General features: G+C 63.0%; 22 protein-coding genes. 14 read left to right on the top strand and 8 right to left on the bottom strand.

All coding sequences use genetic code 11. From position 1 onward, the window contains the following. Positions 1 to 44 precede the first annotated feature (44 nt). Both hppD and JKL46_RS00865 read left to right on the top strand, forming a co-directional pair. The gene (gene hppD, locus JKL46_RS00870) at positions 45 to 1,160 is read left to right on the top strand and encodes a 4-hydroxyphenylpyruvate dioxygenase (RefSeq protein WP_201829314.1); all 1,116 of its coding nucleotides are present in this window, start codon (positions 45 to 47) and stop codon (positions 1,158 to 1,160) included. Between the two features lie 499 nt (positions 1,161 to 1,659). Beyond that, positions 1,660 to 2,907 carry a porin gene (locus tag JKL46_RS00865; protein ID WP_201829312.1) on the top strand — a complete coding sequence of 416 codons (1,248 nt, stop codon included), beginning with the start codon at positions 1,660 to 1,662 and terminating at the stop codon, positions 2,905 to 2,907. A 188-nt stretch (positions 2,908 to 3,095) separates the two neighbouring features. Here JKL46_RS00865 and JKL46_RS00860 read toward each other — a convergent pair whose 3' ends face one another. Beyond that, positions 3,096 to 3,971: an alpha/beta fold hydrolase gene (locus tag JKL46_RS00860; RefSeq protein WP_201829310.1), complete on the bottom strand. Its 876-nt coding sequence runs from the start codon at positions 3,969 to 3,971 to the stop codon at positions 3,096 to 3,098. Positions 3,972 to 4,015: 44 nt separating this feature from the next. Beyond that, the gene (locus tag JKL46_RS00855) at positions 4,016 to 6,049 is read right to left on the bottom strand and encodes a lytic transglycosylase domain-containing protein (protein ID WP_201829308.1); all 2,034 of its coding nucleotides are present in this window, start codon (positions 6,047 to 6,049) and stop codon (positions 4,016 to 4,018) included. 283 nt (positions 6,050 to 6,332) lie between these two features. Between JKL46_RS00855 and dapA the strand changes: the two genes are divergently transcribed. The 3 genes from dapA (at position 6,333) to JKL46_RS00840 (ending at position 8,392) form a co-directional block, all read left to right on the top strand. Then, a complete protein-coding gene (dapA, locus tag JKL46_RS00850) occupies positions 6,333 to 7,217 on the top strand; it encodes a 4-hydroxy-tetrahydrodipicolinate synthase (protein WP_201829306.1) in 885 nt (294 codons plus the stop codon). Between the two features lie 6 nt (positions 7,218 to 7,223). Further along, the gene (smpB, locus tag JKL46_RS00845) at positions 7,224 to 7,697 is read left to right on the top strand and encodes an SsrA-binding protein SmpB (protein WP_201829304.1); all 474 of its coding nucleotides are present in this window, start codon (positions 7,224 to 7,226) and stop codon (positions 7,695 to 7,697) included. A gap of 164 nt (positions 7,698 to 7,861) precedes the next feature. Next, positions 7,862 to 8,392 (top strand): glycine cleavage system transcriptional repressor, encoded by a 531-nt coding sequence (locus JKL46_RS00840; protein ID WP_201829302.1) that lies wholly within the window; start codon positions 7,862 to 7,864, stop codon positions 8,390 to 8,392. 160 nt (positions 8,393 to 8,552) lie between these two features. Here JKL46_RS00840 and JKL46_RS00835 read toward each other — a convergent pair whose 3' ends face one another. Together JKL46_RS00835 and pyrE are read right to left on the bottom strand one after the other, a co-directional pair. Next, positions 8,553 to 9,197 (bottom strand): LabA-like NYN domain-containing protein, encoded by a 645-nt coding sequence (locus JKL46_RS00835; RefSeq protein WP_201829300.1) that lies wholly within the window; start codon positions 9,195 to 9,197, stop codon positions 8,553 to 8,555. A gap of 241 nt (positions 9,198 to 9,438) precedes the next feature. Further along, a complete protein-coding gene (gene pyrE / locus JKL46_RS00830; protein WP_201829298.1) occupies positions 9,439 to 10,023 on the bottom strand; it encodes an orotate phosphoribosyltransferase in 585 nt (194 codons plus the stop codon). Between the two features lie 392 nt (positions 10,024 to 10,415). Between pyrE and JKL46_RS36530 the strand changes: the two genes are divergently transcribed. After that, entirely contained in the window at positions 10,416 to 11,198 is a 783-nt protein-coding gene (locus tag JKL46_RS36530; RefSeq protein WP_201829296.1) for a LuxR C-terminal-related transcriptional regulator, read from the top strand. Positions 11,199 to 11,729: 531 nt separating this feature from the next. Continuing rightward, on the top strand, positions 11,730 to 14,480 hold the full coding sequence (locus tag JKL46_RS00820) for a calcium-binding protein (protein WP_201829294.1): 2,751 nt from the start codon (positions 11,730 to 11,732) through the stop codon (positions 14,478 to 14,480). Between the two features lie 217 nt (positions 14,481 to 14,697). Here the strand turns inward: JKL46_RS00820 and JKL46_RS00815 are convergent, their stop codons facing one another. From JKL46_RS00815 to rpoZ, 4 genes are all read right to left on the bottom strand, one after another. After that, positions 14,698 to 15,393, bottom strand: coding sequence for an HAD family hydrolase (locus tag JKL46_RS00815; protein WP_201829292.1), 696 nt, complete (start codon positions 15,391 to 15,393; stop codon positions 14,698 to 14,700). Between the two features lie 31 nt (positions 15,394 to 15,424). After that, a complete protein-coding gene (locus JKL46_RS00810) occupies positions 15,425 to 16,126 on the bottom strand; it encodes a gamma-glutamyl-gamma-aminobutyrate hydrolase family protein (protein WP_201829289.1) in 702 nt (233 codons plus the stop codon). 5 nt (positions 16,127 to 16,131) lie between these two features. Continuing rightward, on the bottom strand, positions 16,132 to 18,294 hold the full coding sequence (locus JKL46_RS00805) for a RelA/SpoT family protein (RefSeq protein ID WP_201829287.1): 2,163 nt from the start codon (positions 18,292 to 18,294) through the stop codon (positions 16,132 to 16,134). A 184-nt stretch (positions 18,295 to 18,478) separates the two neighbouring features. Then, the gene (rpoZ, locus tag JKL46_RS00800) at positions 18,479 to 18,886 is read right to left on the bottom strand and encodes a DNA-directed RNA polymerase subunit omega (RefSeq protein ID WP_190847473.1); all 408 of its coding nucleotides are present in this window, start codon (positions 18,884 to 18,886) and stop codon (positions 18,479 to 18,481) included. Between the two features lie 592 nt (positions 18,887 to 19,478). Between rpoZ and fabD the strand changes: the two genes are divergently transcribed. From fabD to gmk, 7 genes are all read left to right on the top strand, one after another. Then, positions 19,479 to 20,426: an ACP S-malonyltransferase gene (fabD, locus tag JKL46_RS00795; protein ID WP_201829285.1), complete on the top strand. Its 948-nt coding sequence runs from the start codon at positions 19,479 to 19,481 to the stop codon at positions 20,424 to 20,426. Between the two features lie 17 nt (positions 20,427 to 20,443). Further along, a complete protein-coding gene (fabG, locus tag JKL46_RS00790) occupies positions 20,444 to 21,181 on the top strand; it encodes a 3-oxoacyl-[acyl-carrier-protein] reductase (protein ID WP_201829283.1) in 738 nt (245 codons plus the stop codon). A 234-nt stretch (positions 21,182 to 21,415) separates the two neighbouring features. Continuing rightward, positions 21,416 to 21,652: an acyl carrier protein gene (locus tag JKL46_RS00785; RefSeq protein WP_009764365.1), complete on the top strand. Its 237-nt coding sequence runs from the start codon at positions 21,416 to 21,418 to the stop codon at positions 21,650 to 21,652. 69 nt (positions 21,653 to 21,721) lie between these two features. Then, on the top strand, positions 21,722 to 22,984 hold the full coding sequence (gene fabF, locus JKL46_RS00780; protein ID WP_201829281.1) for a beta-ketoacyl-ACP synthase II: 1,263 nt from the start codon (positions 21,722 to 21,724) through the stop codon (positions 22,982 to 22,984). Between the two features lie 95 nt (positions 22,985 to 23,079). Continuing rightward, positions 23,080 to 24,435 carry an endolytic transglycosylase MltG gene (gene mltG / locus JKL46_RS00775; RefSeq protein ID WP_201829743.1) on the top strand — a complete coding sequence of 452 codons (1,356 nt, stop codon included), beginning with the start codon at positions 23,080 to 23,082 and terminating at the stop codon, positions 24,433 to 24,435. Positions 24,436 to 24,555: 120 nt separating this feature from the next. After that, positions 24,556 to 25,443, top strand: coding sequence for a YicC/YloC family endoribonuclease (locus tag JKL46_RS00770; protein ID WP_201829279.1), 888 nt, complete (start codon positions 24,556 to 24,558; stop codon positions 25,441 to 25,443). Further along, a complete protein-coding gene (gmk, locus tag JKL46_RS00765) occupies positions 25,433 to 26,098 on the top strand; it encodes a guanylate kinase (protein ID WP_201829277.1) in 666 nt (221 codons plus the stop codon). Before JKL46_RS00770 ends, gmk begins: the two co-directional genes overlap by 11 nt. The last annotated feature ends 2 nt before the right edge of the window (positions 26,099 to 26,100 follow it).

Raw genomic sequence — 26,100 nt, 5'->3', positions numbered from 1 at the left:
AGCGATGGCCTCGCGATCCGCAGAGGCAAAACAGGAGGAAAACCATGGGACCGTTCCCGCACGACGCACCGCCCGCCACGATCTCGGAAGAGAACCCCATGGGCACCGACGGCTTTGAGTTCGTGGAATACTGCCATCCCGAACCGCAAGCGCTGGACCGCCTTTTCAAGGTCATGGGCTTCAGCGCGGTCGCGAAGCACCGGTCGAAGAACGTCACGCTCTATCGCCAGGGCGACATCAACTTCATCTTAAACGCGCAGCCCGGCTCCTTCGCCGAGCGCTTCGCGGCGGCGCACGGCCCGTCCGCGCCGGCCATGGCGTTCCGGGTGGCCGATGCGAAATACGCTTTTGACCGTGCCCTTTCCATGGGCGCCAAGCCCATCGAGACGCAGGTCGGCCCGAATGAACTCGAAATCCTCGGGATCGAGGGAATCGGAGGCCTGCAGATCTATTTTGTCGACCGCTACGGCGCGAAGGGATCGATCTACGACGTCGATTTCGAATGGCTGGGCGAGCCCGACCCGAAGCCGAAGGGCGTCGGCCTCTATTACATCGATCACCTGACGCACAACGTCTATCGCGGCCGCCTGAACGAGTGGGCCGCCTTCTACGAGCGCCTCTTCAACTTCCGCCAGATCCGCTATTTCGACATCGAAGGAAAGCTGACGGGTCTGCACTCCCGCGCCATGACGAGCCCGGACGGAAAGATCCGCATCCCGATCAACGAGGATGCGGGCGAGACCGGGCAGATCGAGGAGTACCTTCAGGAGTACAAGGGCGAGGGCATCCAGCATGTGGCGCTGGGCTCGCACGAACTCTACGAATCAATCGAGGCCCTCATCGCGACGGGTCTCGAATTCATGCCGGCGCCGAACGAGATCTATTATTCCCGCGTCGACAAGCGCCTCCCCAGCCATGAGGAGCCTCTGGAGCGCCTGCGGAAAAACGGCATCCTGATCGACGGAGAGGGGGTCGTCGAAGGAGGCTTCACGAAGGTCCTGCTCCAGCGGTTCGGCAAGACCGCCATCGGGCCGATCTTCTTCGAATACATCCAGCGCAAGGGCGATGACGGATTCGGGGAGGGCAACTTCAAGGCCCTCTTCGAATCCATCGAGGAGGACCAGATCCGCCGCGGCGTGATCGGCCCGAAGGTCGCCTGAAGCCGTTCCAATCGACGATTCGGAAAGGCCGGGGTCGCCCCGGCCTTTTTTCATGCCGTCCGGCAAGGGGACGGTGCCCCAATTGCACGAGGCGTTATTCACAGCCCAGGGCCATTCCATGGCCGCCGCGGGCCCTCACGCAGACTTGATGGCGCCCTTGCCTATCGGCGAAGTCCTTGTTCCTTAATGGTTTATAAAAATCCAGCCCCATTTCTTAACGAATAGTAAAGGGATCAGGTCTGAACGTTGCCTTTGTGCAACATGGCGATGAAAAGCCCTGGCAGTTGCCCATTTTGTGCCTTCATTCGGTTGCTTGCGGCCCTGTCCTGGATAATGTGGCTGCAGCGACGGGGGCACCCCAGTCGTGATCCTGGTGAGTTCAACCGAAAAGGTGGGCCGCCGGGTACTAGGGGAAAAGGGACGTGTTTGATGCTTCGTTGAAGTCATCGAGGCACTAAAACCCGGCCCCCCAGGGTCTCGAAACTTTGGAGGTTTAACCATGAAGCTCGCTAAGAGCCTCTTCCTCGGATCGGTCGCGGGTCTCGCGGCTGTTGCCGGAGCTCAAGCTGCCGACCTTCCCGCGAAGAAGGCTGCTGCTGTTGAATACGTTCGCGTCTGCTCCACCTACGGCGCAGGCTTCTTCTACATCCCCGGCACCGAAACCTGCCTCCGCGTCGGCGGCCGTGTTCGCGCCGAGTTCCGTTATCTCGAGCCGCAGACCCGTCTCGACGACTCGATCGGCTTCCGTGCTCGTGGCCGTATCCAGCTCGACGCTCGTACGGCGACCGCTTACGGCCTCCTGCGCACCTTCGTGCGTTTCGAGATCACCCGTGACACCGGTTCGTACGGCTTCAGCACCTCGACCCCGAACGTCGACCAGGCCTTCATCCAGTTCGGTGGTCTGACCGCCGGTCGTGTCGTGTCGATGTTCGACAACGCCGACCTGCCGACCGGCCACATGGGAACGCTCCGCTTCTCGGACGCCCCGAACGTGAACCTGTTCGCCTACACCTTCTCGTTCGGCAACGGCTTCTCGGCCACGATCTCGGCTGAAGAAGGCCGCTTCGCTGGCACGAACTTCGGCACGACCCCGTTCTTCACCGAAGCCGGCCAGACCGCTCCTGACCTCGTCGGTAACCTGAAGTACGCTGGTACCTGGGGTGGCGTGCAGCTCTCCGGTGCTCTGCACCAGATCCGCAGCGCTGACCTTGTTCCGGTTGGTCTCGGCCTCTTCGACTATCCGGATGCAGAGCTCGGCTGGGCGATCTACGGTTCGGGTTACGTCAACCTGCCGATGCTCGGCGCCGGCGACGCTCTCTGGATCGCTGCCACCTACGCTGACGGCGCTCTCGGCTACCTCGGTGCCGGCTCGAACGTCACGGTTGGCCAGGTCCGCGGCTTCCTGACCGACGCCTACATCGGCGTCAATGGCGACATCGAAACGGGCGCTGGCTGGTCGGTTGCCGGTGGTCTGCGTCACTACTGGACCCCCACCATCCGTCAGAACGTCTTCGGTTCGTACGCTCGCGTCGAATACCCGAACACCCCTCCGGCTGGCTTCGTTGGTCCGTTTGACCTCGACTTCAACGAGTGGCGCCTCGGCACGAACGTCTTCTGGTCGCCGGTCTCCGGTCTCGATATCGGCGTGGAAGTTCTCTACGCCAACATCGACACCAGCGCTCCGGAGCCGATCGGCGTGAACAACAACATCTGGGAAGGCCGTCTGCGCGTTCAGCGCGACTTCTAATCGGCTTGACCTGATTGTTAAGGAGACCCCGGTGGCAACACCGGGGTTTTCTTTTTGTGCCGAGCCTGTGGCATGAGCCAAGGGCAAGGTTTCTCAGCGTTTGCGCTTCCTGTCTGATGGACATGACGAGGCGCATCGTCGGCCTGGGCTAGACAGAGCCTGGGCTGGACTGATCCTCAGGAGAGACTTCAGGTGTCTATGCCCGCGGCAAATCGGGCGATGGTCTGAAGGAGGTCGCCATCCAGCGCAGGGGCATGGCCCTGGCCCGGCACCGTGATCGCCGTGAGACCGGGATGCCTTTCCGCCATGAGGCGCAGGGTTTCGTCGGACAGCAGGTCGGACATGCCGCCCCTGATCACGAGGAGCGGGACTGGCTTCAGGCGCTCGAAGAGCGGCCACAGATCCGGAAGCGGCGCCTCGGGATCGAGCGCTTCGAGGGTCTTGATCAGGCTGGAATCATAACTGAGAGCGAGGCCTTCCGCCGTCTCGTGCCACGTCCCTCGAGCCAGTCTCCGCCACTGCTCGTCCGTGAAGGCGGGAAATTGCTCGCCCGACATTCGCCGAAGGATATCGGCGCCCTCCTGGAGGGTTCGCGGTGTCGGAAGCTTGCCGACATAGCTGCGGATCCGCAGCAATCCCCTGGCTTCGATGACCGGTCCGATATCGTTCAGAACGGCGCCTGCAAGAAGTTCGGGGTGAGCGGCGCCAAGAGCCATGGTGATCAGCCCACCCCGCGACGTGCCGACGAAGACCGCCTTTCCGATCCCGGCCGCCGCCAGAACCTTCAGGCAGTCATCGAGTTCGATCTTGAGATCGTAGTGATGCCAGTCCTTGTCCCAGTCAGAGCGTCCCCGCCCGCGATAATCGAGCGCCAGAACCCGGCGAGGAGTTAAGGGATCGCGGCTCAAGGCTTCGGCCAGCTCGTGGAAATCCTCGGAGTTTCTGGCAAGGCCCGGCAGGCATATGACGGGCAGGCCACCGCCCGTTTCCGGGCCATAGTCGCGGGCATAGAGGCGCAGGCCATCGCCTGCGGAGACGAACAGATCGCGGTAGGAGTGGCTCATCTCAATCCGGCTTCGGCGGGTTTGACGAGACCCATTCTACACGATCAGTTCGTGCCCGTCGCATCCGCCGTGGCTGGGGCGGCGGGAGCGGCCTTCTCGTTCAGCCGCGCCCGGTAGACCCTCAAATTCTCGAGCACCCGCTGAACGTAGTTGCGCGTCTCGTAAAACGGGATCCGCTCGACCCAATCGACCTCGTCCACGTCGGGCTTGCGGGGATCGCCGTAGGAGCGGACCCATTTGATGACGTTGCCGCCGCCGGCATTGTACGAGGCGAAAGCGAGAATGTAGGATCCTTTCCAATCCTCCATCAGCTCGCCGAGATGGGCCGAGCCGATCTTGGCGTTGTAGGACGGGTCCTCGATCAGCCGCTTCAGGTCGAAGCCGACGCCGAAGCGCTTCGCCGTCCGTTTCGCCGTCTCCGGCATGAGCTGCATGAGGCCGCGCGCGCCGGCGCTGGAGATGGCGCGGGGATTGAAGGCGCTTTCCTGCCGGGCGATGGCATAGACCATGGCGGGCTCGACCTCGTCTCCGACCGGCTGGAAATCGGGGATCGCCGCAAGGGGATAGGCATGCTGGTCGAGGGGAAAGCCCCGCTGCAGAGCGATCTTGCCGACAGACAGCACGGCGCGGGGGTTCTGTTGCGCCGTCGCCATGCTGGCGAGAGCGTCGAGCTGCCCCGGATCGCTCAAGGTCTGGGCGAGGTCGGAATACAGGCCGAGGGCAAGATCGGGCTCGTCGAGCTGCTGCAGGAGTTTCACCGCTTGCACGGGGATGAGAGCATCGAAAGCCCTGCGCTCCTCCTCCGTCAGCGGATCGACTTTTCTCAAGCTGATGGTCTGACCCAGCTTCGCCTTGGCCAGTTGTCCGTAATAGGTCGTCGGCTGCTCCGCGGCGCGCTCGTAGAAGATTCTGGCGTCCTGGCCCTGGCCGCCCGCCTCGGCGGCGCGGCCCTGCCAATAGGCGACGCGGGAGATGGAGATCGGTGTCGAAGCGGTCTTGGCGACGGTGGCGAAATGCCTGGCGGCCGTCGCCGGATCGTCGAGGAACCGCAGGGCGATCCAGCCGGCATGGAACTCGGCTTCGATCTGCTGCACCGGCGACTCGGCGGCATGGTGGCTCGCCACCTCATAGGCCACCTTGGGATTGCCCTTGTCGAGCAGCTCGCGGGTGATCCGGCGCTGCTCGGCCCACCATTCGTCGCCATCGACCCGCAGCTCCGGATCGCGGGGCGCCTGCATGATGATGTTGGCAGCTTCGACCAGGTTGTTGCTGCGGCGCTGGAGCAGGGCCTTCGAGAAGAGATAGGAAGGGTCGCCACGCAACGAGCCCGGGACTGCGCCGAACGCCTTCTCGGCCTTCTTCTTGCCCTGGAAGACCGCCATGCGCGCCTTGACGAGCAGGCCGTAATCCTTGCCCGCGTAACCTGCGGCGCGCTGCGCGCCGCCCCAGTTCTCCTTCAGGAGAAGCCGCTCCATCCGGAAGCGGTGATCGGCCTCGGAGAGGAGGTCCGGGAACCGGTCGAGGATGCGCCTCTCCATGTCCGGGCCGAAATTGTCCTCGCGCCAGACGTGACGGATCTTGTCGTTGGCCTCCTGGTCGGCGCCGTCCGCCTTCAGGGCGAAGGCGAGGGCGGTCCGGCCGGCAGGAGTGCCAGGAGGCTGCTTGGCGAAATAGGCGCGCACCTGGGATGGCGGCCTGCGCTCCGCCAGCAGCGCGTCCTCGCCGCGTCGGCGGAGCTGGCTGGTGACCGGCCAGTCCGGATAATCCTTCTGGAAGCCGACGATCCGGTCGAGGCCTATCGTGAAACCGCTGCGGATGGTGAACCATTCGACCAGGGCCTGAGAGGCCGGCTGGGTCAGCTTGGTCCTGAGGATCTGGGCCTCGGGGAGATCGTTGTCCCGGTAGGCCTTCAGGATCCCCTGGAGAAGTTCCGGGTCTCCCGGCACCGGAGCGGCTGGCACGAAGCCTTCGAGGGCGTTCTGCCGGGGCTGATCGGGAGGAGATTCTGTTGCCTGAACGGTGAGAACGGACAACTGGACGAGCGCGACCGACGCCAGAAGCCGTATGAGAGGACGCATGTTGAGGCTCACCCGCAAACCCCTTTTGCTATCGTCTGTATCTCATTGTGACGACGTTTCTCTTGAGGAAACACTAAGAGCCGAGCTAGGACAACTCCTCAGGGGAACGTTTGCGCGCATGCGCCGCACCCCCTATGTGTAAGAGCCTTTTGGCCCAAGAGCATTTTTCGGCGAAGTGGACCCGGTTCGCCGTTAAGAAATGCGGCAGAGCAAAGAAGAGAGGTAATTCCACGCAAGTGGAAACACCTCTAGAGAAGACCGACGCAAATTTCGAGGATGACCCATGACCCAATTCAAAGGCTCCATCACCGCTCTGGTGACCCCGTTCAAGGAAGGGGCCGTGGATGAGGCCGCGTTCCGGTCCTTCATCAACTGGCAGATCCAGGAGGGCACGAACGGCCTCGTCCCCGTCGGGACGACCGGCGAGAGCCCGACACTGAGCCACAAGGAGCACGAACGGGTCGTCGAGATCTGCGTCGACGAGACGAAGGGCAGGGTGCCCGTCATCGCCGGCGCCGGTTCCAACAGCACGGCGGAGGCGGTGGCCTTCTCCAAGCACGCGGAAAAGGTCGGCGCCGATGCGGTGCTGATCGTGACGCCCTATTACAACAAGCCGACCCAGGAAGGCCTGTATCAGCACTTCAAGGCGATCAACGACGCCGTCGGCATCCCGATCATCATCTACAACATCCCCGGCCGCTCGATCATCGACATGTCGGTGGAGACGATGGCGCGGCTCTACGAGCTGAAGAACATCGCCGGCGTGAAGGACGCGACCGCCAACATGGCGCGCGCGAGCCAGCAGCGGCAGGTTTTGGGCCCTGATTTCATCCAGCTCTCCGGCGAGGATGCCACGGCTCTCGGCTTCATGGCCCATGGCGGCCATGGCTGCATTTCCGTGACCTCGAATGTCGCGCCGCGCCTCTGCGCCGAATTGCAGAATGCCTGCCTGAACGGAGATTACGCCTCCGCTCTGAAGGTGCAGGATCGCCTCATGCCTCTGCACACCAGCCTGTTCGTTGAAACCAACCCGACGCCCGTTAAATATGGTGCATCCCTGCTCGGCCTGATGGAGGACAATGTGCGCCTGCCGCTGGTGCCAGCCTCCGACAATGCAAAGCAGGCCGTGCGCGCGGCCATGGTCCATGCGGGCCTGATCAATTCTTAAGAGCTCATGTCAAAAGACCCCAAGAGTCCCAACCGCGTCGTCGCCGACAACCGGAAGGCGCGGTTCAATTACGAGATCCTCGACACCTACGAGGCAGGAATCGCACTGACCGGCACGGAGGTGAAATCCCTGCGTCAGGGCAAGGCGACCATCGGCGAGGCCTATGCCGGGCCGTCGGGCGAGGAGTTCTTTCTCTTCAACGCCTATATCCCGGAATACCTCCAGGCGAACCGCTTCAACCACGAGACGAAGCGGCCGCGCCGCCTGCTGCTGCACAAGCGCCAGATCGACAAGCTGATCGGCGCGACGCAGCGCGAGGGCTTCACCGTGATTCCGCTCAAGATCTATTTCAACGATCGCGGGCGGGCGAAGGTGGAGCTCGGCCTCGGCCGGGGCAAGAAGCTGCACGACAAGCGCGAGACGGAGAAGGAGCGCTCCTGGAACCGGGAGAAGGCTCGTCTCATGCGCGACAAGGGCTGACGCTGCGGCTTTGCGCGCTAGAGCATCGGACCCAAAAGTGGACCCACTTTTGGGATCCAATTCGATGCTCGATCCATTGGCGGCGCATCGTTGAGCGCTGAAAACCGGGTCCACTTTTCCGCACGATGCGCTAGTTTCCCTCTCAAGTTTTTTGGAGGGAAGACATGGCGTCCGTTGCTCTCGTTTCGGTCCTGGGTCCCGATCGGGTCGGCCTCGTCGCCGCGATTGCGGAGCACCTGTTCGATGTCGGTGTGAACCTGAGGGACACGACCTTCGCCGCTCTCGGAACCGGCGCCGAATTCGTTGCCCTCTGCGAGCTTCCTCAGGACCTGACGGCCGCAGCGATCGAGGAGGGCCTCAAGCGGTTGCCGGAACTGGACGGGGCCGAGATCCGCGCCGTCCCCTATGCCTTCGACCCGAGCCCGGGGCCGTCCGGCAAGATCACCCACCGCATCGCCATCAGCGGCGGCGATCAGCTCGGCCTCGTCGCCCGTCTCGCCGAGGTCTTCAAGCAATACGGCGCCAATATCGTGCGCCTCGAGGCGCGCAAGCTGCCTGATACCGAGGGCGGCCTCTACGTCACGCGGTTTGCCGTTTCGATCCCTGCGGGGCAGACGGATCTATGCCTGGCGACGGTCAGCAACACGGCCGGGTCACTCAGCCTCGACTGTCGTGTCGAGGAAAGCTCGCTTTAAGAGCATTTTTCGGCGAGGTGGATCCGGTTCGCCGTCCAAAAATGCGGCAAGCAAAGAAGAGAGCTGATTCCACGCAAGTGGAAACGGCTCTAGGTACTGGACAAGGAAATGGCCGGGGCGAACCCGGCCATGAAAATATCCCGTAACGGAAAATCGGCTTTTACGCCTCGAAATCGTCGTCCTGCGGCTGCCGGATGCCGTAGCGGCTCTCGAGGGCGCCATTGCGCGGCTGCGGGCGGTTGCGCTCGCCGTTCTCGTTGCCCGGGCGCTGCGGGCGTTCCGAAGGATCGCGCCCGATGCGGGAGGCGAGCTGCGACAGATCGAGGAATTCATCGGCCTGCCGGCGCAGCTCATCCGCCACCATCGGCGGCTGGGTCGTGACCGTGGAGACGACGGAAACCCGTACGCCACGGCGCTGCATGGCCTCGACCAGGGAACGGAAGTCGCCGTCACCGGAGAACAGGACCATGTGGTCGATGTAGGGAGAAAGCTCCAGGGCATCGATCGCGAGCTCGATATCCATGTTGCCCTTCACCTTGCGGCGGCCGGCGGAATCGACGAATTCCTTGGTCGGCTTCGTCACTACCCGGTAGCCGTTGTAGTCGAGCCAATCGATCAACGGGCGGATGGAAGAATATTCCTGATCTTCCACGAGCGCCGTGTAGTAAAAGGCGCGAACCAGAGTGCCGCGACCCTGGAATTCCTTCAGCAAGCGCTTGTAATCGATATCGAAGCCGAGAGTTTTGGTGGTAGCGTAGAGGTTGGCTCCATCAATGAAAAGAGCGATCCGCTGCTGGCCTGACATAAGTATTCTCTGTTGGATTCAGTCGAAGCGGCAAAATAACCTTCATTATTCAAGAGACATCTATTATTTACGCAGGCAATAAAATTGCGCGAGAAAATTACGACGTGCCTTGGATCAGGCGGTTATTAACCCTTCGGCCGAGTAAAAACGACAATGCAAACTACTTAATGGCGTGCAAATTCCAAGAGTCAAGTTGTCGGAACCAAGGCAGTCAAGCCTCTCTGTGATAAATACACAGCTATTATGATTTGAGGCTTCGGCTGCCCGGCTTGATCGCCGGAAGGGCTGCCAATTCCGCAGGAATTTGGTCCGGTGCATAGGCGGGAATGTCGAGCTGGACGAGGGAAACCAGCGGTACGCCGAGGTCCGCCTTGCCGCCGGAGCGGTCGATGAGGCAGGCGGCTCCGAGGATCATGCCGGGATGCTCGCGCAGGGCAGCCAGGCATTCCCGAGAGGAAAGGCCGGTCGTCACGATGTCTTCCACCATCACGACCCGCGCATTCTCCGGAATGGCGAACCCGCGACGCAGGGCGAAGGCTCCGTTCTCCCGCTCCACGAAGATCGCCTTGGCCCCGAGATGCCGCGCCGTCTCATAGCCCGGAACGATGCCGCCGACGGCCGGCGAGACCACGTAGTCGACGGCGCCGAACCTCTCCCGGATCTTCTCGGCCAGCGCCCGGCAGACCCGCTCGGTGCGCGCCGGGTCCTGGAACACGAACATCTTCTGCAGGAAGACGGGGCTGTGCAGCCCGGACGAGAGAATGAAGTGACCCTCCAGCAGCGCGCCGGCGGAGCGGAATTCTTCGAGAACTTCATTCTGGGTCATGGGTCGATCTCCTGCTGAGGCGCTGTTTGGCAGGGGGCAGGGCGCGAGGCAAGGGCTATCCACGTGTCGTAGAGAAACTTTACCCGGAGGGGTCGATTGCCTCCGATGTGCGAATTCGCACTTGAATTATAAAATTACGTTGCATTTATACTCCCAGCTTCAGGCGAAGATGCCTTAGAGTAAATTTTTTGCATCAGGCCTAATCCGCAGCTGAAACGGGAAAATATACGCGCGGCTGCAAGGTTTTCTGACGCTGCAATTGCAGTACCGTAGGGCGTTTCTACAGCTCGCGTCAGCAATTGTCTTGGCTCCATCAACGATTGGACCATGATGATTGTGGCTGTGACGGCATCTTCGACGGAAGAGCCTCGTTAAGCTTGGAGGAAGCAAGAGTGACCGAAGATCTTCAGTCTCCGGAGCATGTCCCAGGGCGCCAATCTGCTGAAGCGGCCGCAGATCGGGCCGGTATCGACGAACCAGCAGGCCTGCCGGAGACGACCCCTCAGAGGGCCTCGGCCGTGACATTCCTGATCGCGGCCAATGCGCTGACGCGCGAGGGATTGCGGAGGATCCAGGCCGAGACGGTCTATCACCCGATAGCCCTGGCCTCGTGCATGGATGAGATCGCTTCGGTTCACACGCATGAAGGCGGCATGCCGGTCTACATCATGGATGCCGATCACGATCACGACGAGAGTTGCAGGCAGACCGGGATCCTGAAAGACCGGAACCCGGAAGCCCGCGTCCTCATGCTGGTCGAGGCCTACAGCGCCCGGCAGGTTCTCGCGGCCTTCGACGCCGGCGCCGACGCTTACCTGTTGAAGTCGGTCTCCTGCGAGGTTCTTCTGAAAACGCTGGACCTTGTTCTGCTGGGAGAGACGGTTTTCCCCGCCAAGACCCTCGGAACCCTGCGCAACAAGGGACTCGCCATCGGCATCGGGAGTGCGGATGTCCTGTCCGAGCGCGAACGAGCGATCATCCGCTGTATCGTGGCCGGCGACCCCAACAAGCTCATCGCCCGCAAGCTCGACATCGCCGAGACGACCGTCAAGGTTCACCTCAGGGCGATCCTGCGCAAGATCTGCGTGAAGAACCAGACGCAGGCGGCCGTCTGGGGCATGCGCCACCTGCCGCCGGACGACGGCCCGGCCGAGGAGGTGGAGGCGGCTTGCTGAGATCCTGCGGACAGGGTCATGGCCCCGTCTCCCCGATGCGGGCTGTTTGGCAAGGAGCATCGGGGTGGAAGACAAGGATTAAACTTTCCTAGAGGAAGATTACAAAAGGAGTGGAATGCAGTGATGTGACAAAACGCACTTGAATTATAAAACAATATTACATATCCGATCTAGTATCGTTACTGTTCGTAACTATAAAGAGGAGAATGTAATATGCCTGATCATGTTATAGACAGCTCAATAAATAATCAGGTCAGCTTGAATTCTGGCGATGATTTGGAAGTGACATATTCTGGTGCTATAACGACATCAGGTATCAGTGTTTTGGCGCGCGGCAACAATACTATTTCTGTCCGCGGCACTGTATCGTCTACCGATGGCATGGCGATCGATCTGAAGGATCCATCTCAATTTGACTTATGGGGATCTGTCTCTGGGAAAACCATAGCTGTATCGATAACGTCCAGCACGAATACGGTCAGATCGATCGTCAATCACGGCGGCAATATCATCTCCGGGGGCACAGCCATTTTGGGCGATGGCCTCATCAAGATCGAGAACCTCAACGACGGCGCGAACAGGGCCGTCATCGCGGGAGCCAATATCGGTATCAACCTTGCGGCAAACAGCACGGGAAGGGACATGCTCGATCTCGTGAATTCAGGAGATATCAGAGGCGGGTCCCTGGCGATCCAGGGTTCGGATGGCGATGACAAGATCCAGAACAGCGGGATGATCGAGGGCCTGAGCGGCCGCGCCATCGCATTGGGCTATGGAGACGATCTCTATGACGGCAAGGCCGGCACCGCCGTCGGCATCATCGACATGGGCGTTGGTGACGACACCGTGTACGGCGGCAGCGGTAATGAAACCATCGTCGCCGGCCTGGGCGATGACAGCATCGATGGCGGCGGGGGGATCGACACGCTCCAGTTCGTGACGGAACAAGACCTGTACCTCAATCTCGGGAGGGATACCCCGTACGAAAACGGTGACGGCACGGACACGATCAAGGGGATCGAGAACGTCATTGGCGGCAGCGGATATGACGAGATCACCGGCAGTGATGACGTCAACCACCTGATCGGCGGCGAAGGCGACGACACGCTCGATGGCGCCGGCGGCATCGACCGGCTCGAAGGCGGTTCCGGCGACGATACCTATTATATCAGCGATGCCACGGACGACATGATCGTGGAGTTGGCGGATGGCGGCTATGACATGGTCAGGGCCTCCCGCAGCTATGTCCTGGCCGACGGCGTGTCGATCGAGGAAATGCGCGCCGTTGACGGAGACGCCGATATCGATCTCACCGGCAATGACCTCTCTCATGTCCTTCTCGGCAATATGGGCCGCAACGTCATTCGCGGCGGCGTCGGTGATGACAGCCTGTTCGGGGCAGCCGGTGACGATACCCTCATCGATCTGAAAGGCGGCAAGGATACCTTCGACGGCAGCATCGGCCATGACACCGTCAGCTATTATGCAGTCGACGACGGTAACGGCATCGAGGTCTACATGCATGGCGGGAAAGCCAATCGCGGTGCTGCAGAGGGCGATACCTACATATCGATCGATGTGATCGACGCCACCAACTACAACGACACGCTCGAAGGCAACAACGACGACAACGGCTTCTGGGGCGCCAACGGCAACGACGATCTCAAGGGCTTTTCCGGCAACGACACGCTTTCGGCCGGCGACGGCAACGACATTCTCGATGGCGGCTCCGGCAACGACACGCTCTACGGCGACAACGGCAGCGACTTCCTGAGCGGCGCAGCCGGTGGTGACGATAAATTCTACGGCGGCAACGGCACGGATACGGTCAGCTACTTTCTGGCCGACAAGGGTGTCGCCGTCTATCTCGGCCACACGCAAGACAACACCAATGCGGCCGCCGGCGACAGCTACGACGGCATCGAAGTGATCGATGGTACCTTTCAGAAGGATACGCTCGAGGGAGCCGGTGACAACGATGCCTTCTGGGGCGCCGCCGGAGAGGACATCCTCAGGGGCCATTCAGGCGATGACATCCTCAAGGGTGGCGCGGGCGACGACCTTCTCGAGGGCGGTGCCGGCAGGGACGAGCTCCACGGGAACGAGGGCAGCGACACCTACATGGTCGATGCGGCGGACGTGATCGTCGAAAAGGCGGGTGAAGGGACCGACACGCTGATTGCGAGCGCGTCCTACATCCTGGCCTCACAGGCTGACGTGGAGATCCTGAAGGCCGGGGAAACGGCCGGCAGCATCGACCTTACCGGCAATGGTATCGGCAACGTCTTCCATGGCAACAGGAGCGCCAATCGCGTCGACGGCGGCGGCGGCAATGACACCGTCGTGCTGACTGGCAAGCGCTCCGACTACACTGTGACCCTCAACAAAGACGGTTCCGTCACGCTCGCCGACAAACGGGCGAACGGGGACGGGACCGATGTGATCCACAACATCGAGATCTTTCAATTCGCCGACAGCAAGTTGAGTTTGGCCGGAGTCGTGGATCAGAGCTTGCTGAGCGGTGACGTGGTGGCCGAGAACAGCGCCGTCGGGATCGACATCGGTGAGTTCCTGGCCTCCGCAAAGACCGGCGGTCCGCTCCGCTACGAACTCGTCACTAACGCAGAAGGTCGCTTCCAGATCGATGCGGCGACCGGCAGGCTCAAGGTGGCGAATGGGGTCAAGCTCGATTATGAGCAGGCCGACCGGCACACGATCGCGGTGCGGGTGACGGATGCTTCCGGCGCCAGTGTCGACAAGAACGTCACGATCCTGGTGCAGGATGTGTTGAACGAGCGGGCCATCGGCAGCCCCGAGGCGGACGGAATGCGCGGCGGCGCCGGCCAGGATTACTTCGCCAGCATGCAGGGCGACGACTGGATCGAAGCCGGGCTCGGCAACGACACGCTGTCAGGCGGGCTCGGCAAGGACCTGCTCACGGGAGGCGAGGGCAAGGACATGTTCGTGTTCGACACCAAGGCGAACAAGCGTACGAACGTGGACAAGATCGTCGACTTCAAAGTGAAGGACGATACGATCTGGCTCGACAATGCAGTGTTCACCAAGCTGGGCTCGGGCACGGAGTTGAAGCCGAAGAAGTTCAAGGCCGACATGTTCGTGAAGGGTAAAAAGGCCCAGGATGCGGAGGACCGGATCATCTACGACAAGAAGACAGGTTCGCTCTATTACGACCCGGATGGCACCGGCTCCAAGGCGCAGGTCAAGGTCGCGACATTGTCCAAGAACTTGAAGATGACCCACAACGACTTCTTCGTGATCTAGCGGGACATTCGTTCTCGTTCTTAGAGTCTGGCTCGTCATTCATTCTGAGGCGCAGGTGCATTCTCCCCCCTTGTGGGGAGGGCTGGGGTGGGGGTGTGGGCGATAGCTTATCAAGGTTCGGTGGGCGTCACCTCTCCCCGGATCTCGGAAACATTCGAGATCCGGGGAGAGGTGACGCCTGCGGCAGCCTCAGCGCTGAACTCAAGCAGCTTGCAGGTCACGCCTTGCTTGCAAGCCACCGGGAGAGATCTGCAAGGGACGGCAATTCTGCGAAGCGCGGATGGGCGGTCGGGGGCGGCGCGTCCTCGTGGGCCCAGACGAGGTGATAGGGGATGAGGGCGGCATAGGCGCCCGCTTCCAGCGCCGGCAGAACATCCGAGCGCATGGAGTTGCCGGCCATGGCGGCATGTTCGGGGCCGGCGCCGTGGCGCGAGAAGATGCGGGTATAGGTATCGGCCTTCTTCTCGCTCACGATCTCGACGCCGGAGAAGAAGTTGCCGAGGCCCGATGCGGCGAGCTTCGCTTCCTGATGGAAGAGATCGCCCTTGGTGATCAGGACGAGCTTGTATTGCTCGGACAGGGTCTCGAGGGCGTCGTGCACGCCGGGAAGCGGCTCCACCGGATGCCGCATCATCTCGCGGCCTGCCGAGAGGATCTCGGTGAGCGCCTTGGCGGAGACCTGTCCCTCGCTGACCGCGAGCGCGGTCTCCAGCATGCAGAGGGTGAAGCCTTTCGCACCATAGCCGTAGAGGCCGAGGTTGCGCCTCTCCGTCGCCTCGATCTCCGCTTCGAGCGTCTGCGCATCGACGAAGTCGGCAAGCAGCTCGTTGAAGCGCTGGCGCGTCATCTGGTAGAAGGTCTCGTTGTGCCAGAGCGTATCGTCGGCATCGAGACCGAGTACGGTGATGGGCATCGCGACGACTCGCTCTCGTTTCGCACTCGTCCTATTGCGGCTTTCCGGCGGTCTCGACGAATGCCTCGAAGAGCCTGTTGCCGGGATGATCCTGCAGGGCGAACAATTCCTGATGCCATTGCACGCCGAGGGCGAAGCGCTGCGTCGGGATCTCCACCGCCTCGACGATTCCATCCTCGGCGAAGGCGCTGGCCACCACCTTGTCGGACAGTTCCACCACGGCTTCGCGATGGAAGGTGTTCACGGTGATCTGCGTCCGGCCGACGAGGCGGTGAAGCATGGTGTCCCGCCGGATCTCGACGGGATGCAGCGATCCGCGCTTGTCGTGCTCGATGATGTGCGATCCGAGCGAGCGCACGTCCGGCGACAGACGGCAGCCGTGGAGCGCGGAGAGAACCTGCATGCCGTTGCAGATGCCGAGCACGGGCTTGTCGCGGTTGAGGAAGGCGCGCATCAGAGCCACCTCTACGTCCAGCCGCTCGGATTCCGGAGCCTTCGAGGTCTGACCTTCCAGGAACCAGGAATCGGGAAAGGCGAAGCGGCCGCCGGTGCTGAGAAAGCCGTCGAACTCATCGGCCACCGTCTCGACCATTTCGGCGAAATAGGGAATGCCGTAGGGCAGGCCGCCGGCTCGCTGGACGCCGATGAAGTAGTTCTTCGTCATGTCGTAGCGCGTGCCGTCGACGCTGGTGTTCTCGTCCATGATAACGGCGATGCGGGGCTTGCGGGGCATGGGCTTTATCCGGTGATACGGTCGACGCGGCTCACGACGCGCTTGGCGCGCAGTTCCGCGATGATGGCGTTGAGGTGCTTCAGGTCCCACACGGTCAGGTCGATGGTCATGTCCGTGAAGTCCTGCGTGCGCCGCTTCATGGAAACGTTGTCGATATTGCCGTCATGATCGGCGATCACCTGGGTGATCTGCGCCAGCGAGCCGGGCTCGTTGATCGACTGCAGCTTGATGCGCGCCGGGAAGCGCTGCGCGGAGCCTGATTCGAGATCCCAGCGCACGTCGATCCAGCGGTCCGGCTCGTTGTCGAAGGCGGCGAGCGACGGCGACTGGATCGGATAGATCGTCACGCCTTCGCCCGGCGTCAGGATGCCGACGATGCGGTCGCCGGGCACCGCGCCGCCTTCGGGAGCGAAGCGGATCGGCATGTCCGTGTTGAGCCCGCGGATCGGAATGCCGTCCGGCTGATCGCTTTTGCCCGCACCGTCCGGCTTTCCGGCGCCCTTGCCGTCCGCACTGGCGCGCCGCTCGTCCAGGTAGTCGGGATAGACCGCCCGCACCACGTCGCCGGAGAACATTTCGCCGCGTCCCACGGCAGCCAGAACGTCTTCCACGGAAACCCGGGCCAGACGCGGCAGAGCACCCTTCAGCTTCTCGTCGGAGAAGGGGCGGGCGGCGCGCTCGAAGGCGCGCTCCAGGATCTGGTGGCCGAGGCCGGTATATTGGCGGCGCACGGCGGCACGGGTCGCGCGGCGAATCGAGGCGCGCGCCTTGCCGGTCACCACCAGGGACTCCCAAGCCGCAGGCGGCGTCTGGCCTTCGGCGCGGACGATTTCCACCTCGTCGCCGTTCTGCAATTCGGTCAGCAGCGGCGACATGCGGCCGTTGATCTTGCAGCCCACCGCCGTGTTGCCGACATCCGTGTGAACGGCATAAGCGAAGTCGATGGGCGTGGCGCCGCGGGGGAGCGCGATGAGGCGGCCCTTCGGCGTGAAGCAGAAGACCTGGTCGTGGAAGAGTTCGAGCTTCGTATGCTCGAGAAACTCCTCCGGGTTGTCGCCCTCGGCAAGAAGATCGATGGTCCGCCGCAGCCACTGATAGGCGCGGCTTTCCTTGGCGAGGTGGGAGTTGTCGTTCACGCCTTCCTTGTAGAGGGCGTGCGCCGCGATGCCGTATTCCGCCACCTCGTCCATGTCCTCCGTGCGGATCTGCAGCTCGACGCGCTGGCTGCCGGGGCCGATCACGGTGGTGTGGATCGAACGGTAATCGTTCTGTTTCGGTGTCGAGATGTAGTCCTTGTAGCGCCCCGGCACCATCGGCCAGCTCGTGTGAACGACACCGAGCGCGCGATAGCATTCGTCGATGGTGCCGACGATGATGCGGAAGGCGAAGATGTCCGACAATTGCTCGAAGGCGACGGATTTGCGTTCCATCTTGCGCCAGATGGAATAAGGGCGCTTCTGCCGTCCCGACACGTCCGCCTCGATGCCCTGCGCGCGCAGCTTGGTCGTCAAGGTCCGCTCGATCTCTTCCACGAGCTTCACGTTCTTCGTGGAAAGCTCGTGCAGGTGGCGCTTGATCGCCTCGTAGGCTTCAGGGTCGAGATTCTGGAACGAGAGCTCCTCGAGCTCCTCGCGCATTTCCTGGATGCCCATGCGGCCGGCGAGCGGCGCGTAGATGTCGAGGGTCTCTTCGGCGATGCGCCTGCGCTTGTCCGCCGGCATGAACTGCAGGGTGCGCATGTTGTGCAGGCGGTCGGCGAGCTTGACCAGCAGCACGCGCACGTCGTCCGCGATCGCGAGCAGGAGCTTGCGGAAGTTCTCGCCCTGGGCGGCGCGCTTCGACACCAGGTCGAGGCGCTTGATCTTGGTCAGGCCGTCGACGAGGGAACCGATCTGGGGCCCGAAGGTCCGGTTGATCTCCTCCAGCGTGGCCTGCGTGTCCTCCACCGTGTCGTGGAGTACCGCTGCGGCAATGGTCGCATCGTCGAGCTTGAGATCCGTGAGGATGGCCGCGACTTCCAGCGGATGGCCGAAGAACAGGTCGCCGGATGCCCGCTTCTGGTTGCCATGCGCCATCATGGCATACACGTAAGCCTGGTTGAGCAGCGCCTCATTGGCCGAGGGGTTGTAGCGCTTGACCCGCTCGACGAGTTCATATTGGCGCATCATGCGGCCGTCGTCTCCATTTGGCCCGGTTATCTGGCTGAAATCACGAAGCTATTGAAGATATTGTACAACGTCTTCCGACCGCAAGCCGAATAGCTTGCCGCATGCCACCCATGCGGGACCTTGGTTAAGCCGGCAACGAAAAAGCCCGGCTGAAGAGCCGGGCTTTCGAAGATCCTGTCGCGGATTATTCGCGGTCGTCGTCGTCCGCGCTGCTGCTCGGGGGCACGAGGCCCTCCAGGCCGCGGAGCAGGTCGTCCTCGCTCATGCGGTCGAACTGGACGTCCGCGTCGTTGTCGCTGCCCGTGGAGGGGGCCGCGGCGGTGTTGCTCAGCATCGGAACGGCTTCGGCCTCCGGCTCGTCCACCTCGACATATTTCTGCATCGAGTGGATGAGCTGTTCCTTCAGGTCGTCCGGAGCGATCGTCTCGTCGGCGATTTCGCGCAGAGCCACGACGGGGTTCTTGTCGCGGTCGCGGTCGATCGTGAGCGGCGAGCCCGAGGAAATGAGGCGGGCCCGGTGGCTGGCCAGCAGCACGAGCTCGAACCGGTTGTCGACCTTGTCGATGCAGTCTTCGACGGTCACGCGAGCCATGCGGGGGCTCCTTCTACAATCATGGGGAATATCGGAAGTGGGACCGGATACACCGATTGCCCCAAGAAAACAAGAGGAACGGTAGTGACTTAACTTTGGCTTCGTCCTGTCATTCCGGGGCGCCGCAGGCGAGCTCGGAACCCATAGCCGCTAACACTCCCGAAAGAAGCGCAACGCGGCTCGCCCCTTCCTGGGATGTCGTGGTTATGGGTTCCGGGTTCCGCTGTGCGGCCCCGGAATGACGGCACAGGAGCAAACTTAAGTCACTCCCCCTGTGCGGAAGCTCGCCGGAAGGTGTGACCGCACACGCCCGGGATCATCAGGCCTAGGTAGTCTGTCCTAGGATCAAGCCTTGGGGGATCGGCTTTTGCGAACCTTGAGCGTTTCTCTGTGGGCTCTTGCGTGCCTTGCCGGCCGGATGCTCGGCCGGATCGCGCTGCGGCGGACGGCGGTCGACCGGAGCATGCTCAGAGGCTGGCGCCGCCTCATCTGAGGACCATATTCGGTGCGGAGCAACATGCTCTTCGCCTTGACTCCTTGCCCTCTCGGTGCGAGTCCCGCGCGAATTCGATAATCGAGGGAACCGTTCCTGATGAAGCGCGCATTCGTTTTCCCGGGCCAGGGAAGCCAGTCGGTCGGGATGGGCAAGGCCCTTGCCGATGCCTTTCCGCAGGCCAAGGCCGTATTCGACGAAGTGGATGAGGCCCTCTCTCAGAAGCTCTCCAGCCTCATGTGGGAAGGGCCTGCCGAGGAGCTGACCCTGACGGCCAATACCCAGCCCGCACTGATGGCCGTGAGCCTGGCCGCGATCCGGGTGCTGGAGGCCGAGGCCGGCCTCGATCTCAAGAAACACGCTGCCTTCGTCGCTGGGCATTCGCTCGGCGAATATTCGGCGCTCGCTGCCGCCGGCAGCCTGTCCGTATCCGATACGGCCCGGCTTCTGCGGATCCGCGGCAATGCCATGCAGAACGCCGTTCCGGTGGGGCGGGGCGCCATGGCCGCGCTTCTCGGCCTCGAATTCGAGGCGGCTCTCGAAGTCGCCCGCGAGGCGGCTCAAGGCGAGGTCTGCGATGCCGCCAACGACAATGGCGGCGCTCAGGTCGTGGTCTCGGGCCACAAATCCGCCGTCGAGCGGGCGGTTGCCATCGCACAGACCAAAGGCGCCAAGCGCGCCGTGATGCTGGCCGTGTCCGCTCCCTTCCATTGCGCCCTCATGCAGCCTGCGGCTGACGCCATGCGCGCGGCCCTCGCCGACGTGACCGTGAACATCCCGGCCGTGCCGGTGGTCGCCAATGTCGAGGCCGCCCCCATCACCGATCCGGCGGCGATCCGCGATGCCCTGGTCCGCCAGGTGACAGGCACAGTGCGCTGGCGCGAATGCGTGGCCTATATGGCCGCCCAGGGCGTTGAGTCCTTTTACGAGGTCGGCTCGGGCAAGGTGCTGACGGGCCTCGCGAAGCGCATCGCCGCCGGGGCCTCGGCCGTGGCCATTGGAACACCAGAGGATGTGGCCGCCTTCAAGCCATCCCTGAACGCTTAAAAATCAAGGAGCCCTGCATGTTCGATCTTTCTGGCCGCAAGGCTCTCGTCACCGGCGCCACCGGCGGCATCGGCGGCGCCATTGCCCGCGCTCTCCACGCCCAGGGCGCGACCGTCGCGATCTCCGGAACCCGCCGCGCTGCCCTCGACGAGCTGGCCTCCTCGCTCGGCGAGCGGGTCCATGTGGTCGAGGCGAACCTGTCCGACAAGGATTCCGTCGAGGCTCTCGTACCGGCGGCAGAGGCGGCGATGGAAGGCCTCGACATCCTGGTCAACAACGCCGGCGTGACCAAAGACAACCTGTTCATGCGCATGAAGGACGAGGAATGGGACACGGTGATCGCCGTGAACCTCACGGCCGCCTTCCGCCTGTCGCGGGCCGCCGTCAAGGGCATGATGCGCCGCCGCTACGGCCGCATCGTCAATATCGGTTCCGTGGTGGGCTCGACCGGCAATCCCGGCCAGGGCAATTACGCTGCGTCCAAGGCTGGCCTGATCGGCATGACCAAGGCCCTTGCCGCCGAGGTCGCGAGCCGCAACATCACCGTGAATCTTGTTGCTCCGGGCTTCATCGAGTCGCCGATGACCGACGTGCTGAACGACAAGCAGCGTGAGGGAATTTTGGGCACGATCCCCATGGGGCGGCTCGGCCAGGGCGGCGAAATCGCCTCCTCGGTGGTCTATCTCGCCTCCACGGAAGCCGCCTACGTGACGGGCCAGACCCTGCACGTCAACGGCGGAATGGCCATGTTCTAAAGGAACTTATTGCCGTTTCCGGAATCTGTTTGCAGGGACCGTTCTCCCCTCGCCAGAGAGGATAAGCCTGTGTTAAGCATGATCCCGATCACGTCAAAGGGGTTGACCGGCGCTCAAAAATGCGGCTTTGCACGGCGCAGGGTAGCCGTTTCAGCGTTGTCAGCTGAACAGCTGATCTAAATTGATTTCTTAATCCGCCCAATTCCTGAGGCGGCAGCCACTGAGGAAAGAACGATGAGTGACGTCGCTGATCGCGTGAAGAAGATTGTTGTCGAGCATCTCGGCGTCGAAGCCGACAAGGTGACCGACAATGCCAACTTCATCGACGACCTGGGCGCCGACAGCCTGGATACGGTCGAGCTGGTGATGGCGTTCGAGGAGGAGTTCAACGTCGAAATCCCGGACGACGCGGCTGAGACCATCGTCACGGTCGGCGACGCCATCCGCTTCCTCGAGAAGAACGCAGCCTAAAAGGCTACGTACGGGCGTCGGGTGATTCATCCGACGCCCGAATTTTATGGATCGATAGGGCAGGAATTCATGCGACGGGTAGTTGTCACAGGTCTTGGCATGGTCACTCCGCTGGGCAGCGGGGTCGATGCCACATGGTCCCGCCTCGTCGAAGGCCAGAGCGGCGCCGGCAGGATCAGCGGTTTCGAGATCGACGATCTCGCCTGCCAGATCGCCTGCCAGATCCCGCGCGGCGACGGCACCAACGGCACCTTCAATGCCGATGAGTGGATGGAGCCGAAGGAACAGCGCAAGGTCGATCCGTTCATCGTCTATGCCATGGCTGCTTCCACCATGGCCCTGCGCGATTCCGGCTGGGAGCCGAAATCATACGAGGACCAGTGCGCCACCGGCGTGCTGATCGGCTCCGGCATCGGCGGCATCGGCGGCATCTACGAGGCTTCCGCCACCCTGATCGAGCGCGGCCCGCGCCGCATCTCGCCCTTCTTCATCCCCGGCCGTCTCATCAATCTCGCCGGCGGCTACGTGTCCATCGAGCACGGCCTGAAGGGCCCGAACCACGCGGTGGTGACGGCCTGCTCCACCGGCTCCCACGCCATCGGCGACGCCGCCCGCCTCATCGCGCTCGGCGATGCGGAGGTGATGGTGGCCGGCGGCACGGAATCGCCCATCAATCGGCTGTCCATTGCCGGCTTTGCCGCCTGCCGCGCCCTGTCCACGAATTTCAACGACGACCCGACCCGCGCCTCGCGCCCCTACGACAAGGACCGTGACGGCTTCGTCATGGGCGAGGGTGCCGGCGTGGTGGTGCTCGAGGAATACGAGCACGCCAAGGCCCGCGGCGCGAAGATCTATGCCGAGGTCATCGGCTACGGCCTATCGGGCGATGCCTATCACATCACCTCGCCCTCCGAGGACGGCGACGGGGCCTATCGCTGCATGGCCGCGGCCCTCAAGCGCGCCGATATCGACGTGTCCGAGATCGACTACGTCAACGCCCACGGCACCTCGACCCCGCTCGGCGACGAGCTCGAGCTGAAGGCGGTCGAGCGCATCATGGGCAACGCGGCGGGCAAGCTCTCGATGTCCTCGACGAAGTCGGCGATCGGCCACCTGCTCGGGGCGGCCGGTGCGGTCGAGGCGATCTTCTCGATCCTCGCCATGCGCGACGGCGTCATTCCGCCGACCATCAACCTCGACAACCCGTCCGTCGAGACGGCCATCGATCTCGTGCCCAAGCAGGCCAAGCGCAAGGAGGTCAACGTGGCTTTGTCGAACTCCTTCGGCTTCGGCGGCACTAACGCTTCGCTCATTCTTCGTCGCGTATCCTGAGGGCGAGAAAGGCCTGTTACGGTTTTTCGCCATAATCCCTGCTAGGGTGTCGGCGGACCGGCAGGACCGTCGGTCGACACCAGAAAAGCGGCGTGATGTTCGGACGAAAGAAAAAGATTCTCTTACCCCCCGCAGACGATTCCGACCACGGATCGGCTCAGCCGCGCCTGGCACCCCGGTCCCCGAGCGAGGCCATCAAACCCGCGATGGCCCCCCCGCCGCCGCCCAAGCTGCGCCGCCGCCGCAGGGGCATGCTCTCGCTGTTCAGCGGCCTGCTGACCCTGTTCGTCGCCCTGGCCATCGCTGGCATCTTCGGCTTCTCCATGCTGCAGCACGAGGTGACCGCCAAGGGGCCGCTGCAGAGCGACAAGGTCGTGGTCATTCCCCGCAACACGGGCACCGGCGAGATCGCCCAGATCCTCAAGCAGGAGGGCGTCGTCGAGCAGCCGCTCCTGTTCCAGGCCTATGCCTACATGAACCGCCAGCGCGGCCAGCTGAAGGCCGGCGAGTTCCAGTTCAAGGCCGGAACCAGCGTTGAGGATGCCATCGACACCCTCATCCAGGGCAAAGCCATCCTGCACGCGGTCACTGTTCCCGAAGGGCTCACCAGTGAGCAGATCATCGGGCGTCTCTACGAGCATGAGATCCTCACCGGCGACGTAACAGAGACCCCGCGGGAGGGATCGCTCCTTCCGGATACCTACAAGTTCGAGCGCGGCACCACCCGCCAGCAGATCATCAGCACCATGCAGACCGCCCAGCGCCAGGCGATCGAGCAGATCTGGCAGCGCCGCTCGGCGGAATTGCCGATCAAGTCGCCGCAGGAACTCGTCATCCTCGCCTCCATCGTGGAGAAGGAGACGGGCCGGGCCGACGAGCGCACCCGCGTCGCGGGCGTCTTCATCAACCGCCTCATGAAGCGCATGAAGCTCCAGTCCGACCCGACCATCGTCTACGGGCTCGTCGGCGGAAAGGGCACCCTCGGCCGCGGGATCCTGCGTAGCGAGATCGAGGCGGCGACGCCCTACAACACCTACGTGGTCGAAGGTTTGCCTCCCGGCCCCATCGCCAATCCCGGCCGCGCGGCGCTCGAGGCGGTGGCCAATCCGTCGCGGACCAAGGACCTCTATTTCGTCGCCGACGGTTCCGGCGGTCACGCTTTCGCGGAGAGCTACGATCAGCACCAGCGCAACGTGGCCCGTTGGCGGCAGATCGAGAAGAGCCGTCCCGCGCCGGAGGCCGACGAGGTCGACCGGGTCGTGCCGGATGGCGCGTCGACGACGACGCCGGCCGGTGCGGCCAATGCACTCCCCGCAACCGGGGCGCGGCCGACCGGGCCGATGGGACGCGGCTTCGACGCCAGCGAGGGCACGAACAGGGATCCGCTCAAGAACAAGACCTTCGATCTGAACAATCCCAAAAACGTTCCCAGCACCCTGCGCCAGCCGTGACAGATCCGGTGTTGGACAGGGGATGACAACTCCAGGATCGGGCTCTCATCCCTGCAATCGACTCTTGCATCGGCGCGCATTATGGTCGCGCCGATTTTTCATTCCGTTCGAGGTTAGCGCATGTCCATCGCGAGCATGACCGGCTTTGCCCGCGAGGCCGGCGTCACCGGGGCCTATCAATGGGCCTGGGAACTCAAGACCGTCAACGGACGCGGGCTCGAAGTCCGCGTGCGGACACCCTCAGGCCTCGATGCGGTGGGCGAGGAGGCGCGCAGCCAGATTCTCAAGGCGCTGACACGAGGGCAGGGCCAGCTCAACCTGGCGCTCAGCCGGTCCTCCTCCGCGCCCAAGCTGCGCGTGAACCAGGACGTGCTGCAATCGCTGCTCTCGGCCCTAGGCGACCTCAAGCTTCCGGACAACGTGAAGCCGGCTTCCCTCGATGGACTTCTTTCCGTGCGCGGCGTCGTCGAGCTGGAAGACGATGCTGCCGATCCGGCCCAGGACGACGCTCTGGTGGCAGCCCTCAAGGCCGGTATCGGCGCGCTGATCGAGGCTCTTAAAACTGCGCGGCTGAAGGAAGGTCAGGCATTATCCGGCGTCCTCGGACAGCAACTCGACGTGATCGCGCGCTTCGTCGACGAAGCCGAGGCTTCGCCCTCGCGTCAGCCGGAGGCGATCCGGACGCGCCTTGCGGCTCAGATCGCCGAGCTTGTCGACGGCAAGTCGACCCTCGATCCGGCACGCCTGCATCAGGAGGCGGTTCTCATCGCCGCCCGCGCCGATATCCGCGAGGAGCTCGACCGGCTGCGGGCGCATGTGGATTCGGCGCGGGAATTGCTGCGCGAGGGAGGCCCGGTGGGCCGCCGGCTCGATTTCCTGGCTCAGGAATTCGGACGCGAGGCGAATACCCTGTGCGCGAAGGCGAATGACGTGTCCCTGTCGCGGATTGGGCTTGAATTGAAGGCCGTGATCGAGCAATTCCGCGAGCAGGTTCAGAATGTGGAGTAATGCGGTGAGCCAGGATCCGAAGCCCCTTGTCGGCCGTCGCGGCCTCATCCTCATCCTGTCCTCGCCGTCGGGTGCCGGAAAGACCACACTGACGCGCAGCCTCGTGGAGGAGCACGCGGGCGTGCTTTCGGTCTCCGTCACCACGCGCCCGAAGCGTCCGTCCGAGATCGAAGGCAAGCATTATCACTTCATCGACGAGGAAGAATTCAAGGCGATGCGCGATCGCGACGAGCTCCTCGAATGGGCCGAGGTGCACGGCAATTTCTACGGCACTCCTCGCAAGCCGGTCGAGCGGACGCTTGCCGCCGGCCAGGACATGGTCTTCGACATCGATTACCAGGGCACCCGCCAGGTGCGGCAGAAGCTGCCCGACGACGTGGTGACCGTGTTCGTGTTGCCGCCGAGCTTCAAGGAGCTGAAGGCGCGTCTCGAGCGCCGGGCGGAGGACTCGCCCGAGGTCATCGCGAAGCGCCTCGCCAATGCCCGCGTCGAGATGGAGCGCTGGGTCGAGTACGATTACGTGATCGTCAACGAGGATCTCGGCCGCTCCTTCCAGAGCCTGAAGGCGATCCAGGCCGCCGAGCGCCTGAAGCGCGAACGCCTCGTCGGCCTCTCGGACTTCGTCGAAGGATTGCTCGCCGAGAAGATCGACTGAGA

This window comes from Microvirga zambiensis WSM3693 (genome assembly GCF_016735695.1).
GTDB classification, from domain to species: Bacteria; Pseudomonadota; Alphaproteobacteria; order Rhizobiales; family Beijerinckiaceae; genus Microvirga; species Microvirga zambiensis.
This window is presented reverse-complemented; position numbering and strand designations above follow the sequence as displayed.

What these genes read in the sequence shown, in the direction of transcription:
- hppD (WP_201829314.1), top strand. Translation starts at nt 45, where the DNA reads ATGGGACCGTTCCCGCACGACGCACCGCCCGCCACGATCTCGGAAGAG.
- JKL46_RS00865 (WP_201829312.1), top strand. Translation starts at nt 1,660, where the DNA reads ATGAAGCTCGCTAAGAGCCTCTTCCTCGGATCGGTCGCGGGTCTCGCG.
- JKL46_RS00860 (WP_201829310.1), bottom strand. Translation starts at nt 3,971, where the DNA reads ATGAGCCACTCCTACCGCGATCTGTTCGTCTCCGCAGGCGATGGCCTG.
- JKL46_RS00855 (WP_201829308.1), bottom strand. Translation starts at nt 6,049, where the DNA reads ATGCGTCCTCTCATACGGCTTCTGGCGTCGGTCGCGCTCGTCCAGTTG.
- dapA (WP_201829306.1), top strand. Translation starts at nt 6,333, where the DNA reads ATGACCCAATTCAAAGGCTCCATCACCGCTCTGGTGACCCCGTTCAAG.
- smpB (WP_201829304.1), top strand. Translation starts at nt 7,224, where the DNA reads ATGTCAAAAGACCCCAAGAGTCCCAACCGCGTCGTCGCCGACAACCGG.
- JKL46_RS00840 (WP_201829302.1), top strand. Translation starts at nt 7,862, where the DNA reads ATGGCGTCCGTTGCTCTCGTTTCGGTCCTGGGTCCCGATCGGGTCGGC.
- JKL46_RS00835 (WP_201829300.1), bottom strand. Translation starts at nt 9,197, where the DNA reads ATGTCAGGCCAGCAGCGGATCGCTCTTTTCATTGATGGAGCCAACCTC.
- pyrE (WP_201829298.1), bottom strand. Translation starts at nt 10,023, where the DNA reads ATGACCCAGAATGAAGTTCTCGAAGAATTCCGCTCCGCCGGCGCGCTG.
- JKL46_RS00815 (WP_201829292.1), bottom strand. Translation starts at nt 15,393, where the DNA reads ATGCCCATCACCGTACTCGGTCTCGATGCCGACGATACGCTCTGGCAC.
- JKL46_RS00810 (WP_201829289.1), bottom strand. Translation starts at nt 16,126, where the DNA reads ATGCCCCGCAAGCCCCGCATCGCCGTTATCATGGACGAGAACACCAGC.
- JKL46_RS00805 (WP_201829287.1), bottom strand. Translation starts at nt 18,294, where the DNA reads ATGATGCGCCAATATGAACTCGTCGAGCGGGTCAAGCGCTACAACCCC.
- rpoZ (WP_190847473.1), bottom strand. Translation starts at nt 18,886, where the DNA reads ATGGCTCGCGTGACCGTCGAAGACTGCATCGACAAGGTCGACAACCGG.
- fabD (WP_201829285.1), top strand. Translation starts at nt 19,479, where the DNA reads ATGAAGCGCGCATTCGTTTTCCCGGGCCAGGGAAGCCAGTCGGTCGGG.
- fabG (WP_201829283.1), top strand. Translation starts at nt 20,444, where the DNA reads ATGTTCGATCTTTCTGGCCGCAAGGCTCTCGTCACCGGCGCCACCGGC.
- JKL46_RS00785 (WP_009764365.1), top strand. Translation starts at nt 21,416, where the DNA reads ATGAGTGACGTCGCTGATCGCGTGAAGAAGATTGTTGTCGAGCATCTC.
- fabF (WP_201829281.1), top strand. Translation starts at nt 21,722, where the DNA reads ATGCGACGGGTAGTTGTCACAGGTCTTGGCATGGTCACTCCGCTGGGC.
- mltG (WP_201829743.1), top strand. Translation starts at nt 23,080, where the DNA reads ATGTTCGGACGAAAGAAAAAGATTCTCTTACCCCCCGCAGACGATTCC.
- JKL46_RS00770 (WP_201829279.1), top strand. Translation starts at nt 24,556, where the DNA reads ATGTCCATCGCGAGCATGACCGGCTTTGCCCGCGAGGCCGGCGTCACC.
- gmk (WP_201829277.1), top strand. Translation starts at nt 25,433, where the DNA reads ATGTGGAGTAATGCGGTGAGCCAGGATCCGAAGCCCCTTGTCGGCCGT.